Annotated in this window: 12 protein-coding genes; 7 read left to right on the plus strand and 5 right to left on the minus strand. The window is 71.4% G+C overall.

Translation table 11 applies throughout. The features are described 5' to 3' along the window. Nucleotides 1–135: 135 nt before the first annotated feature. Complete coding sequence (locus VT50_RS10455; RefSeq protein WP_046084035.1) at nucleotides 136–1095, plus strand: arabinose dehydrogenase; 960 nt, start codon at nucleotides 136–138, stop codon at nucleotides 1093–1095. A 34-nt stretch (nucleotides 1096–1129) separates the two neighbouring features. Here the strand turns inward: VT50_RS10455 and VT50_RS10460 are convergent, their stop codons facing one another. The 3 genes from VT50_RS10460 to VT50_RS10470 form a co-directional block, all read right to left on the minus strand. Next, entirely contained in the window at nucleotides 1130–2116 is a 987-nt protein-coding gene (locus VT50_RS10460) for an NAD(P)H-dependent flavin oxidoreductase (protein WP_075200238.1), read from the minus strand. 76 nt (nucleotides 2117–2192) lie between these two features. After that, nucleotides 2193–2630 carry a glutaredoxin domain-containing protein gene (locus VT50_RS10465; protein WP_046084037.1) on the minus strand — a complete coding sequence of 146 codons (438 nt, stop codon included), beginning with the start codon at nucleotides 2628–2630 and terminating at the stop codon, nucleotides 2193–2195. 78 nt (nucleotides 2631–2708) lie between these two features. Continuing rightward, nucleotides 2709–3374, minus strand: a complete 666-nt coding sequence (locus VT50_RS10470) for a GntR family transcriptional regulator (protein ID WP_046084038.1) — start codon at nucleotides 3372–3374, stop codon at nucleotides 2709–2711. Nucleotides 3375–3470: 96 nt separating this feature from the next. Here VT50_RS10470 and glyA point away from each other — a divergent pair, with 96 nt between their 5' ends. The 6 genes from glyA (at nucleotide 3471) to VT50_RS10500 (ending at nucleotide 10952) form a co-directional block, all read left to right on the plus strand. Next, nucleotides 3471–4787, plus strand: a complete 1317-nt coding sequence (gene glyA / locus VT50_RS10475; RefSeq protein ID WP_046084039.1) for a serine hydroxymethyltransferase — start codon at nucleotides 3471–3473, stop codon at nucleotides 4785–4787. After that, complete coding sequence (locus tag VT50_RS10480) at nucleotides 4784–6004, plus strand: sarcosine oxidase subunit beta family protein (protein WP_046084040.1); 1221 nt, start codon at nucleotides 4784–4786, stop codon at nucleotides 6002–6004. The genes glyA and VT50_RS10480 overlap by 4 nt, the downstream gene beginning before the upstream one ends. A gap of 69 nt (nucleotides 6005–6073) precedes the next feature. After that, nucleotides 6074–6370, plus strand: a complete 297-nt coding sequence (locus VT50_RS10485; RefSeq protein ID WP_046084041.1) for a sarcosine oxidase subunit delta — start codon at nucleotides 6074–6076, stop codon at nucleotides 6368–6370. Beyond that, the gene (locus tag VT50_RS10490; RefSeq protein ID WP_046084042.1) at nucleotides 6367–9279 is read left to right on the plus strand and encodes a sarcosine oxidase subunit alpha family protein; all 2913 of its coding nucleotides are present in this window, start codon (nucleotides 6367–6369) and stop codon (nucleotides 9277–9279) included. The genes VT50_RS10485 and VT50_RS10490 overlap by 4 nt, the downstream gene beginning before the upstream one ends. Continuing rightward, a complete protein-coding gene (locus VT50_RS10495) occupies nucleotides 9272–9886 on the plus strand; it encodes a sarcosine oxidase subunit gamma (RefSeq protein WP_046084043.1) in 615 nt (204 codons plus the stop codon). The genes VT50_RS10490 and VT50_RS10495 overlap by 8 nt, the downstream gene beginning before the upstream one ends. Before the next feature lie 142 nt (nucleotides 9887–10028). After that, nucleotides 10029–10952, plus strand: coding sequence for a pirin family protein (locus tag VT50_RS10500; RefSeq protein ID WP_240529115.1), 924 nt, complete (start codon nucleotides 10029–10031; stop codon nucleotides 10950–10952). A gap of 118 nt (nucleotides 10953–11070) precedes the next feature. Here the strand turns inward: VT50_RS10500 and VT50_RS10505 are convergent, their stop codons facing one another. Further along, nucleotides 11071–11919 carry a DUF8017 domain-containing protein gene (locus tag VT50_RS10505; protein WP_240529116.1) on the minus strand — a complete coding sequence of 283 codons (849 nt, stop codon included), beginning with the start codon at nucleotides 11917–11919 and terminating at the stop codon, nucleotides 11071–11073. Nucleotides 11920–12006: 87 nt separating this feature from the next. Further along, a complete protein-coding gene (locus tag VT50_RS10510) occupies nucleotides 12007–12711 on the minus strand; it encodes a TetR/AcrR family transcriptional regulator C-terminal domain-containing protein (RefSeq protein ID WP_053048396.1) in 705 nt (234 codons plus the stop codon). Nucleotides 12712–12714: the final 3 nt, after the last annotated feature.

Raw genomic sequence — 12714 nt, forward strand, 5'->3', positions numbered from 1 at the left:
CAACCTGACGGCCGTGTGGGCGAACTTCGCCGCTCCGCAGGCGGCTCCTTCCCGTCAACCGCCCGCCCACTGGCGGAAAGTGACCCGGCGATAGGCTGCGGCCGTTCCTCGGTCGGCGAGTCTCGGGAGTGATCGATGAAGGCATTCCGGTATGTGGCGCCGGGCGCCCCGCTGCAGTGGGCCGAGGTGCCGGACCCGGTCGCCGGGCCGGGATGGGTCGTGGTGGACGTCGAGGCCGCTGGGCTGTGCCACTCCGACGTCCACGTGATGGACGGCCTGATAGAGCCCGTCTGCCGTCCGCCCTTCACCCTCGGCCACGAGGTCGCGGGCACCGTCTCCGCCCTCGGCGACGGAGTGGAGGACCATGCGATAGGCGACCGCGTGGCCGTCGCGATCATCGCGCATCCGCGGGTCCAGGCGGCCTACGCGCCGGGCATCGGCATCGACGGCGGCTACGCGGAACGCCTGGTGGCCCATGCCTCCACCCTGGTCCCGCTGCCCGGCAATGTCTCCACCGTCCATGCGGCCGTCGCCACGGACTCCATCGTCACCGCCTACCACGCGGTCCGCACCGAGGCCGAGGCCAAACCGGGCGAGGTGATCGCTGTCATCGGGCTGGGCGGCCTCGGCCTCAACGGTGTCCGTACGGGAGTGATCGCGGGGGCCACGGTCTACGGCGTGGACATCAACCCCGACACCTTCGAGGCCGCCCGCGCGGCGGGCGCCCGCGCATGCTTCACCGACACCGCCGCGCTGGCGGACCTGCGGCCCGATGCCATCATCGACTTCGCGGGTGTGGGCTCCACCACGTCCGACGCGATCGATGCCGTACGCCGCCACGGCCGCGTGGTGCTGGTCGGCCTCGGCAACAGGACCACCACCTTCTCCGGCGGCAGCCTGATCCGTAAGAGTGTGCAGCTGCGTGGCTCCTACGGCGCCAGCAAGGACGAGTACCGCCAGGTCCTGGGATTTGTCGCGGAGGGCCGGATCGAACCGTTCGTGGAGGAGATCCCCTTCGCCGACCTCAACCAGGGCCTGGACCGGCTCCGCCACGGCACGGTCCGCGGCCGTCTGATCACCCGCCCCACGGGCTGACCCCGGCCGCCTCCTCAGCGTCCACACTCTTCCGTCAGCTCAGCAGCGACCGGGGCCGCGAGTCCAGGATCGCCTCGGCCTCGTCGCTGATCGTCCGGACCACCTCCGCGGCGGGGCGGACGGCATCGACGAAGAACGCCGATTGACCGTAGATGATCGAGCTCGTGTCGGGGTCGGGCGGGGCCTCGAGGGGATTGACGTCCTCCGGGGGCGCGAACTCCTCCTTGCGGTCCCGCAGCGCCGCCTCGCGCTCTGTCCACTGATCGGTAAACCGATTGCGGCGGACCCGTTCGCCAATGGCCGCCGGCCACGGCAGCCCGGACACGATGTCGTAGGCACGTGTCCATACGGTGTCGCCGCCATCGCTCTCGACGATCAGGCGCTTGTGGACATCGTGCACCTCGACCGCCTCGTGCGTGGCGAGGAACGCCGTGCCCAGCCAGGCACCGTCCGCACCGGCGGTGAGCACCGCCGCGAGTGTCCGACCGTCGGCGATGCCCCCTGCGGCCAGCACCGGAACGTCGGGATAGCGCCTCACGATCCCGGCCAGGAACGGCAGCAGGCCCATCGTCCCCGTGTGGCCACCGGCCTCGGCCCCCTGCGCCACCAGTACATCGGCACCCGCGGCGACGGCCGACGCCGCGTCGTCGTAACTCTGGACCTGGCACATCACCCGGGCCCCGGCCTCCTTGGCCCGGGCGAGCCACGGCCGGGGGTCGGCGAACGACAGCGCGATGACCTCTGGCCGCTCCCCCAGGGCGGCGTGGAAAAGCGGCTCGGTGAAGGGGAGGAACGGCGTGATGAAACCGACTCCGAACGGGCGGTCCGTGGTGGCGCGGATGGTCGCGATCTCCTCACGGACCCAGTCGGGGCCCTTCCAGGGATGCGTACCCGCGAAGGAGCCGAGCCCACCGGCGGCGGACACCGCGGCGGCGAGTGTCCCGCCGCTGTGCAGGCCCATGGGGGCCGACATCACCGGATAGCCGATACCGAACATTTCGGTAAATCTCGTACGCAGCACGGGTCGACGTTAGCGAACCCGGCGAGCCCAGCCCACCAGCGACGCGGTGGGCCACCACCTCCGGCACCGCCCCCGGTCACGCCGGGCGGGAGAGCTGTTCGCGTACCCACGCTGGGTCGGGGTTGGTGTGGGGCCGACCTGCCACGACGACGGTGGGTACGGTCTCGTCGCCGTCGTTGGCCGCCCTTACGGTTGCCGCTCCGGCCGGATCACGCCAGATGTTGACCCAGTACATCTGGCGGGCGCCGCGGCCCAGCCGGATGCGCAGTCGGAGGCAGAACGCACAGCCCGGTCGCCAGTAGACGACTGGACGGCCGTCCGCCGCGCTGCGCCGTTGTGCCTCCGGGGCGCTGATCGACCGTGGGAAGACCAGGGGCGAGTTCACGCCCGCGAGAGTGACGAACAGCAGCAGGAGGACGGTGGCCGTGCCGGGGCTTCCGCTGGAGATCAGCCCGGTGGCGAGGGCCGCGCCGCAGAGCACGAGGACTATCGGCAGGATCCAAGCGCGCGTCATGGCGGCCAGGCTATCGGTGTACCGGCGCGGGGCCCTCCAGATCACCGGCACCACGGCCGCGGACGGCCGCAGCCCGCCTCAGATGGCGGCGCGAATGGCCCGTTCGAAGCCCTCAACATGGCCGTGGGCGAGCTGCGCCGCCTTGTCCGCGTCACCGGCGGCGACCGCCTCGATCAACGGCCCGTGCTCTCCGACGTGTCCGGCCATGTCGGAGAGCCGGTCGATGAACAGGCACCAGATGCGGGTCGCCAGATTGTCGTGGCGGACGAGCGTGTCCTCCAGGTACGGGTTGTGGGTGGCGGCGTAGATGGCGCGGTGGACCTGGAGGTCCAGGCGCATCAGCTCGGCGGCGTCGCGCTGCGGTGAATCCGCGCGCTCCAGCTCCCCCAGGGCGGCCGTCAGGGCCGCACGGTCCGCGGCCGTGGCGCGCCGCGCGGCCAGGGCGGCGGCCAGGGGCTCCAACTCCTGGCGCACCTCGGAGATATGGGCCAGGTCGGTGATGTTGACCTCGGTGGCGAAGGTGCCGCGCCGGGGGTAGGTCGTGATCAGGCGCTCGTACTGGAGCCGCTTGAGCGCTTCGCGCACCGGTGTGCGTCCGACGCCGAGGGACTGCGCCAGCTGGTCCTCGTTGATCGGCTCGCCCGGGCGGATCTCGAGCATGACGAGCCGGTCGCGGATGGTGCGATAGGCGCGCTCGGCGAGGGACGGCTCCTCGCCCGCGGGTTCGGTCGCCACCTGTTGCATGAAATGCCCCCTTGACCTGTCTCGCAAGCTCTCATACCTTACCGCAGAGGCTGATATATCAGTTGCCCATTAGTTGGCTCTCAGGATGGTGGACAGATGGCAATCACCCCGTCGACCAGCACATTCACCTCCCCCCTCACCCTCCCGCTCAGCGAACTCGACCCGGACGTCGCCGCCGCGGTGGAGGCCGAGCTGCGCCGCCAGCAGTCCACGCTCGAGATGATCGCCTCGGAGAACTTCGCTCCGTCGGCGGTCATGGAGGCCCAGGGCTCGGTCCTGACCAACAAGTACGCCGAGGGCTACCCCGGCCGCCGCTACTACGGGGGCTGTGAGCACGTCGACGTGGTCGAGCAGATCGCCATCGACCGGGTCAAGGAGCTCTTCGGTGCCGAGGCCGCGAACGTCCAGCCGCACTCGGGCGCCCAGGCCAACGCCGCCGCCATGTTCGCCCTCCTCTCCCCCGGCGACACCATCCTCGGCCTCGACCTCGCGCACGGCGGCCATCTGACCCACGGCATGCGCATCAACTTCTCCGGCAAGCTCTACAACGTGGTGCCCTACCACGTGCGCGAGTCCGATCTGCGCATCGATATGGACGAGGTCGAGCGGCTCGCGCTCGCACACCGGCCCAAGATGATCGTCGCGGGCTGGTCGGCCTACCCCCGCCGGCTGGACTTCGCCGCGTTCCGCCGGATCGCGGACGAGGTCGGCGCGTATCTGATGGTGGACATGGCGCACTTCGCCGGGCTGGTGGCCGCGGGCCTCCACCCCAACCCGGTGCCGTACGCCGACGTCGTGACGACCACCACGCACAAGACCCTCGGCGGCCCGCGCGGCGGGGTGATCCTCAGCCGTGCCGACCTGGCCAAGAAGATCAACTCGGCGGTCTTCCCTGGCCAACAGGGCGGGCCGCTGGAGCATGTCATCGCGGCGAAGGCGGTGGCCTTCAAGGTGGCGGCGGGCGAGGAGTTCACGGAGCGCCAGCGGCGCACCCTGGACGGCGCCCGCATCCTCGCCGGGCGGTTGCTGGCCGACGATGTGGCCGAGGCCGGGATCACCGTGCTGACCGGCGGCACCGAGGTCCATCTGGTCCTGGTCGACCTGCGCAACTCCACGCTCGACGGGCAGCAGGCCGAGGACCGGCTGCACCGCATCGGCATCACGGTCAACCGCAACGCGGTGCCGTTCGACCCCCGTCCGCCGATGGTCTCCTCGGGGCTGCGGATCGGCACTCCGGCCCTGGCCACCCGCGGCTTCGGCGAGAGCGAGTTCCGGGAGGTCGCCGACATCATCGCCCAGGCGCTGAAGGACGAACGGCTCGACGACGAGCGCGCGGGACTGCTGCGCGACCGGGTCGAGAAGCTCGCCTCCGCCTTCCCCCTGTACCTCCGCCCGAACGGAGACGCGGCATGACCGCCCAGCCGCTGCCGGAGCACCCGGACTTCCTCTGGCGCAACCCCGAACCGCGCTCCTCCTACGACGTCGTCATCGTCGGCGCGGGCGGCCACGGCCTGGCCACCGCCTACTACCTGGCCCGGAACCACGGCATCAGCAACGTCGCCGTCCTGGAGAAGGGCTGGCTGGCGGGTGGCAACATGGCGCGCAACACCACGATCATCCGCTCCAACTACCTCTGGGACGAGAGCGCGGCCATCTACGAGCACGCGCTCAGGCTGTGGGAAGGGCTGCCGGAGGAGCTGGACTACGACTTCCTCTTCAGCCAGCGCGGCGTCCTCAACCTCGCACACACCCTGCAGGACGTCCGCGAGGGCGTGCGCCGGGTGGGCGCCAACCGCCTCAATGGCGTGGACGCCCAGTGGCTGGCGCCGGACGAGGTCGCCGAGGTCTGCCCCATCCTCAATGTCTCACCCCGCACCCGGTACCCGGTCCTCGGCGCCACCTTCCAGCCGCGGGCCGGTATCGCCAAACACGACCACGTCGCCTGGGCGCTGGCCCGCCGGGCCGATGAGATGGGCGTGGACCTGATCCAGGGGTGCGAGGTCACCGGCTTCCTCAAGGACGGCGACCGGGTGGTGGGCGTCGAGACCAGCCGTGGCCGCATCCGCGCCGGGCGGGTGGGCCTCGCGGCCGCCGGACACAGCAGTGTGCTGGCCGAGCTGGCCGGTTTCCGGCTGCCGGTGCAGTCCCATCCGCTGCAGGCGCTGGTCTCCGAACTGCACGAACCGGTCCACCCGACCGTGGTGATGTCCAACCACGTGCACGTCTATGTCTCCCAGGCGCACAAGGGCGAACTGGTCCTGGGCGCGGGCGTCGACTCGTACAACGGCTACGGGCAGCGCGGCTCCTTCCACGTCATCGAGCAACAGATGGCCGCCGCCGTCGAGCTGTTCCCCGTCTTCGCCCGCGCGCATGTGCTGCGGACCTGGGGCGGCATCGTCGACGTCACCCCGGACGCCTCCCCCGTCATCGGCACCACCCCCGTCGAGAACCTCTACGTCAACTGCGGCTGGGGCACCGGCGGGTTCAAGGCCACCCCGGCCGCCGGGTGGACCTTCGCGCACACCATCGCCACGGGTGAGCCGCATCCGCTGAACGCCCCCTTCGCCCTTGACCGCTTCGCCACGGGCGCGCTGATCGATGAACACGGCGCCGCGGCCGTGGCCCACTGAGCACCGGCCGAGAACCCCGGCCGAGCGCCCGCCGAGAGCCCGCTGAGAGCCCGCTGAGAGAAGGACACCGTGCTGCTGATCACCTGCCCATGGTGCGGTCCTCGCGACGAGGCCGAGTACCACTACGGGGGACAGGCCCATGTCCCCTACCCCGAGCGCCCCGCCGACCTCGACGACGAGCAGTGGGCCGCGTACGTCTTCTACCGGGACAACCCCAAGGGCCCCTTCGCCGAGCGGTGGATGCACAGCACCGGCTGCCGCCGCTGGTTCAACGTCCTGCGCGACACCGTCAGCTACGAGGTGCTGGCCTCCTACCGGCTGGACGCGCCCCGCCCCGAACTGCCCCAGGCCGGAGGAAACCGATGACCGACCAGCCCCGCCAGCCCGGCCAGCACTTCCGGCTCCGGCACGGGGGCCGCATCGAGCGCGGCACAGTGCTGCGGTTCACCGTCGACGGGCGGGAGCTGACCGGGCACCCCGGAGACACCGTGGCCTCGGCGATGCTGGCGAACGGGGTCGCCGAGGTCGCCCCGTCGATCTACCGCGGGCGCCCGCGCGGCATCGTCGCCGCGGGCGTCGAGGAGCCCAACGCCCTGGTGCAGCTGGACGGTTCCTGCTCGGAGGGCATGCTCCCGGCGACGGCGGTGGAGCTGTACGACGGCCTGTCCGCCACGGCGCTTTCGGGGATGGGGCGGCTCGACCCCACCCCCGACCCCGCCGTCTACGACAAGAAGTACGTCCACACCGACGTCCTGGTCATCGGCGCCGGACCGGCCGGGCTCGCGGCGGCCGCCGCTGCCGCGGGCTCGGGCGCCCGGGTGATCCTCCTCGACGACCAGCCCGAACCAGGCGGTTCGCTGCTCTCCGGGCACGCCGAGAGGGTCGGCGCGCAGAGCGCCCTGGGGTGGGTCGCCGAGGTCCGCGCGGCGCTCGACGCCGCCCCGGAGGCCGTCGTCCTGCCCCGCACCACCGCGTTCGGCGCGTACGACGACAACTATGTGCTGGCCGTGCAGCGGCGCACCGACCATCTCGGGGCCGACGCGCCCGGTCCCTCCGAGGGCGTCTCGCGGCAGCGGCTGTGGCACATCCGGGCCCGCCAGGTGGTCCTGGCGACCGGCGCCCACGAGCGTCCGCTGGTCTTCGCGGGGAACGACCGGCCCGGGGTGATGCTCGCCGGTGCCGTGCGCTCGTACCTCAACCGGTACGCCGTGGCTCCCGGCTCGCGGGCCGTGGTGAGCACGACCAACGACAGCGCCTACGACACGGTCGCCGATCTCCACGCCGCCGGGATCGACATCGCCGCCGTGGTGGACGCCCGTCCCGAGCTGTCCCGCCGGGCCGCCGAGGTCGCCACGGCGACCGGGGTGCGGGTGCTGACGGGCAGTGCGGTGGTCGGTACCGCGGGCGGCGGGCGGCTCACCGGCGTCACCGTCCAGCCCCTGGACGCGGAGGGTCAACTCACCGGTGCGCAGGAGTCGTTCGGCTGCGATCTGCTCGCCGTCTCGGGCGGCTGGAGCCCGGTGGTGCACCTGCACAGCCAGCGCCAGGGCAGGCTGCGCTGGGACGCGGACCTGGTGGCGTTCGTGCCCGACGGGTCCGTACGGGACCAGTGGGTCGTGGGTGCGGCACGGGGGACGTACGACCTCGACGGCTGTCTGGCCGAGGGGGCACTGGCCGGGGCGCGGGCGGCGACGGACGCCGGGTTCCCGGTCCCCCTGCCGCCGCCGGACGAGGCGCGGTCCGCAACCGGTCCGACGCGCGTGCTGTGGCTGGTGCCCGCCCCCGGCGGCGAGCCCGGCGACTGGGACACCCACTTCGTCGACCTGCAGCGCGATGTCACCGTCGCCGACGTCCGGCGGTCCACCGGCTCGGGCATGCGCGGTGTCGAGCACGTCAAGCGCTACACCTCGCTCGGCACCGCCAACGACCAGGGCAAGACCTCCGGCGTCAACGCGATCGGTGTGATCGCCGAGGTCCTTGGCGCGGGCGCGTCCCCCGGGGAGATCGGCACCACGGCCTACCGGGCGCCGTACGCGCCGGTGGCCTTCGCCGCGCTCGCCGGGCGGGAGCGCGGTGAGCTGTTCGACCCTGAGCGTATGACCTCCATCCACCACTGGCATGTCGCCCAGGGGGCGGTGTTCGAGGACGTCGGGCAGTGGAAGCGCCCGTGGTACTACCCCCGGCCGGGTGAGGACATGGACACGGCCGTGGCCCGCGAGTGCCGCGCCGCCCGCGAGGGGGTGGCCTTCATGGACGCCTCCACCCTCGGCAAGATCGAGATCTGGGGCAGGGACGCCGGGGAGTTCCTGGGCCGCGTCTACACCAACGGCTTCAAGAAGCTGAGGCCAGGCATGGCCCGCTACGGAGTGATGTGCAAGCCGGACGGCATGATCTTCGACGACGGCGTGACGCTGCGCCTCGAGGAGAACCGCTACTTCATGACCACCACGACCGGCGGCGCCGCCGGGGTCCTGGACTGGCTGGAGGAGTGGCTGCAGACCGAATGGCCCGAGCTCGACGTCCACTGCACCTCGGTGACCGAGCAGTGGGCGACGATCGCCGTGGTCGGCCCGCAGTCGCGCGAGGTCGTCGCCCATCTCGCCCCCGACGTCGACCTGTCGAACGAGGCGTTCCCCTTCATGGCCCTCCGCGAGACCACCCTGGCCTCCGGTGTCCCGGCCCGCATCTGCCGGATCTCCTTCTCCGGCGAACTGGCCTACGAGATCAACGTCGCGGCGTGGTACGGCCTGGCGGTCTGGGAGGAGGTGTACGCGGTGGGGCGACCGTACGACATCACTCCGTACGGCACCGAGACCATGCACGTCCTGCGGGCCGAGAAGGGCTACATCATCGTCGGCCAGGACACCGACGGCACCGTCACCCCGCAGGACGCGGGGATGTCCTGGGTGGTCTCCAAGCAGAAGGACTTCATCGGCAAGCGCTCGTACTCCCGCCCCGACACCTCGCGCACCGACCGGAAGCACCTGGTCGGCCTGGTGCCGAGCGATCGCAGCACCCGGCTGCCGGAGGGCGCCCAGCTCATCGCGCCGGACGTGCCCGTCACCCCCGGGGCCGGGCCGGTTCCGATGCTGGGCCATGTGACCTCCAGCTACCACAGCCAGGCGCTGGGCCGTCCGTTCGCCCTCGCCCTGGTCGCCGCCGGCCGGGACCGCGTCGGGGACACGCTCCTCGCCCCGGTCGGCGATGACCTCGTCCCCGTCCAGGTCACCGAACCCGTGCTCTACGACCCCGAAGGGACCAAGCGAGATGGCTGAGCCGACCGACACGAGCCCGGTGGCGCTGCGCACCAGCCCCCTGGCACATCTGGCGGACCGGATGCGCACGGCCGCCGTCACCGGCGCCCGCGGCGTCACGCTGGCCGAACGGCCGTTCCTCACCATGGTGAACCTGCGCCTGGACCCCGCTTCGGAAGCGGCCGACCGCGTGGCGAAGACCCTGGGGGCGCCGCTCCCGCGGGAGTGCGGCCACACCACCGCGTCCGGCCCCCACACGGCGGTCTGGCTGGGCCCCGACGAATGGCTGGTGCTGTCCGAACCGCCCATCGACACCGCCGAGTTGCGGCAGGCACTCGCGGGAGACCCGGGCTCGGTCGTGGACGTCTCGGCGAACCGCACCACGCTTGAGCTGAGCGGCCCGGCCGCCCGCCAGGTGCTGGAGAAGGGCTGCCGACTGGACCTCCACCCCCGGGCCTTCGGCCCCGGCCGGGCGCTGTCGACCACGGTGGGCCCCGTCCCGGCGCTGCTCTGGCAGCTCGACGACGCACCGACGTACCGGCTCCTCCCGCGGTCCTCGTTCGCCGACTATCTGGCGCGCTGGCTCATCGACGCGATGAGCGAGTACCGCGGACCGGAGGTGCCCTAGGTGTCCCAGGTGCTCTAGGTTTCCGGGGCCGCTCACGGCCCCGCGCCTCCGTACCCGTGATGGGCTCCGCTCCGCACCCATGGCATGATAGTTGAATCTAGAACTAGAAAGTCTGGAGCTGGACCGCGTGGGAGGTGGCTCGGTGAGCGACGTGGAAGCCGAAGTGCTCGCCGCACGGGAGGTGCCCCTGGGCGGGCCGCGGGCGATGTCCGTACGGCGGACGCTGCCACAGCGAACGAGAACGCTGATCGGAGCCTGGTGCTTCGCCGATCACTACGGTCCGGACGATGTCGCGGCGACCGGTGGCATGGACGTTCCCCCGCATCCGCACACCGGTCTGCAGACGGTGAGCTGGCTGTTCAGCGGGGAGATCGAACACCGCGACAGCCTCGGCAGCCACGCCGTCGTCCGGCCCGGTGAGCTCAACCTCATGACGGGCGGGTACGGCATCAGTCACTCGGAGGTCTCCACCGCGGACACCACCGTCCTCCACGGTGCCCAGCTCTGGGTGGCGCTGCCCGAGGCGCACCGGAACACCGGGCGGGACTTCCAGCACTACGCACCCGAACCCGTGCGGATCGACGGGGCCGAGATCAGGGTCTTCCTGGGTTCGCTCGCCGGAGACCTCTCCCCGGTGCGCACGTTCACTCCACTGCTCGGCGCCCAGGTCACCCTGGAACCGCGGGCGGCGATCACCCTCGCCGTGGACCCGGGCTTCGAGCACGGCCTTCTCGTGGACGGCGGGGAGGTCCGCATGGCGGACACCCTGCTGCGCCCGGCCGACCTGGGCTATGTCCACCCCGGCGTCGACGCTCTGACGCTGGTGAACGAGTCGGACGCGCCGACGCGGACGATCCTTCTCGGCGGCGCTCCGTTCGAGGAGGAGATCGTCATGTGGTGGAACTTCATCGGACGCGGCCACGAGGACATCGTCCGGGCCCGGGAGGACTGGGAGGCCTCGTCCGACCGCTTCGGCAGCGTCGAGGGAGGATCGGGGGAACGCCTTCCCGCGCCCGCCCTGCCGCATGCCACCCTCGCCCCGCGCCGCAATCCCCCGCGCCGCTGATCCCCGTCGCCCCAGGCGCGGCCGGACCCGTTTCCGGGTCCGGCACCCGAACGCCCGGCGGCCCCCGTACGGCTGCGTGGCCCGGCGGCGTGCGCCCTGCCCGGCAGCCGGCCGTTTGTCAGCTGCCGGTGGACCGGACGGTACTCATGACCTTCGTGATCTGAGTGTCCGTCAGCGCCTTCGGAACTCCCTGGTCCGCGTAGATCACCCAGCCGTGCATCGTCCCGTCGGGGAGCTTCTGCGCGATGCTGTGCACGACGGCCTTCGGCGGAACGCAGGAGCTCGGGCGGTTGGTGACGGTGACCTGGGCGGTCGCGGTGTAGCCCTCGATTCCCCCGTGCTTCCACGGCTTGGGCTCACTGACCTTGATCTTGGGCTTGTGGTCGGGACCGCCGTACGCGGCGAAGCCCCAGTTGCCCGCCCAGTTGCGGGCGTTCTCCTGGAGCGTGCCGTCCTTGCCGCCGCCCGTGGTGCCGACGGTGGCGAGCTGTCCCTTCCCCGCCTCACCGACGGCCTTGGGGTTGGGGCTCGACGCGCAGCCGCCCTCACGGTAGTTGCCCGCCGCGGTCATGACGACGATGGGCTGGCCGTTCTTGTCCGTGTAGGAGAGGGCCGTCTCCTTGTCGAGGGTCTTCCACTTCTCGGCCTTGCCGGGCACGTCGTAACGGAAGTGGTGCTTCTGCGAGCTCTGCGTCTGCCACCCCGTGAACAGCGGCTGATCGTCCGAGGGGCTTGCCGGGGCGGAGGACTGGGACGACCCCGCGGAAGGCGCCTTCGACTCCGCGGCGCCGGTGTCCTTGTCCGTGCCGGTACCGGTGTCCTCGTTGCATCCGCTCAACGCGAAGGCCATGCCGATGCCGACGGCCGCTATCAGGGTCTTCCTCGTTCGCCGGGACGGCGTGGTGGACGGCGTGGTGGTGGACCGTGAGTGCTGAACCAGGTTCTTAAAGATCTTTGAATGAGGCATGCCCGGCACTCTAGGCGAGCCGTGCCGCCACACATCCCCAGGTGGGCGCCCCACCGCAAGACGGATACCCACTCGTGACACATCACATCAAGTTGATACGCGCGGCCGTGGCCGCCCCTGGGCCTCATAGGGAACGCCGACCTTGGCGGCCAGGCCGGAGATCATCAGCTCCAGTCCGTACGCGAACTCCGCGTCATGATCGCTGTCGGCCAGATAGGGCGCGGTCGCGGTCAGAATCGGGTCGCCGGAGGCCGCGATGGCTTCGGTGCGCTGCTGGACCTGATCACTGTCCATGGCGCCCAGATAGATCGCGTACCCCAGTTCGCGCATGATCGAGCCGACCATGAAGGCGGTGTAGCCGCGCAGGACGTGGACCATCTCCTCGGGGGCGAGGCGGAGTTCGTCCAAACAGGCCAGCGTGGAGCGCATGGCCTCCAGGGCGGCGGGCGACTGCGTGGGCCGGGTCAGCACCAGCGGGAAGGCCTTCGGATGCTGCTTGGCGGCGGCGCGGAAGGCGGCGGCGTGCGCCCGGATCCGCTTCTGCCACGTGCCGCCCTCCTCCTCGGGAAAGGCGATACCGGCCAGCAGCGCTTCGGCGACGCCGTCGAGAAGGGCCTCCTTGTTCGGTACGTGGTTGTAGAGCGACATGTTCTCGATGCCGAGCTCCGTGGCCAGTCTGCGCAGGGAGAAGGCGTCGGGGCCATCGCGGTCGATCATCGTCACCGCTGCCGCGATCACCTTTTCGCGGGTCAGTCCGACCCGCCTGCCACGGCCGGTTCCTCGCGCCGCCATGCG

The sequence above is a fragment of the Streptomyces antioxidans genome, from assembly GCF_000968685.2.
Lineage (GTDB): Bacteria > Actinomycetota > Actinomycetes > Streptomycetales > Streptomycetaceae > Streptomyces > Streptomyces antioxidans.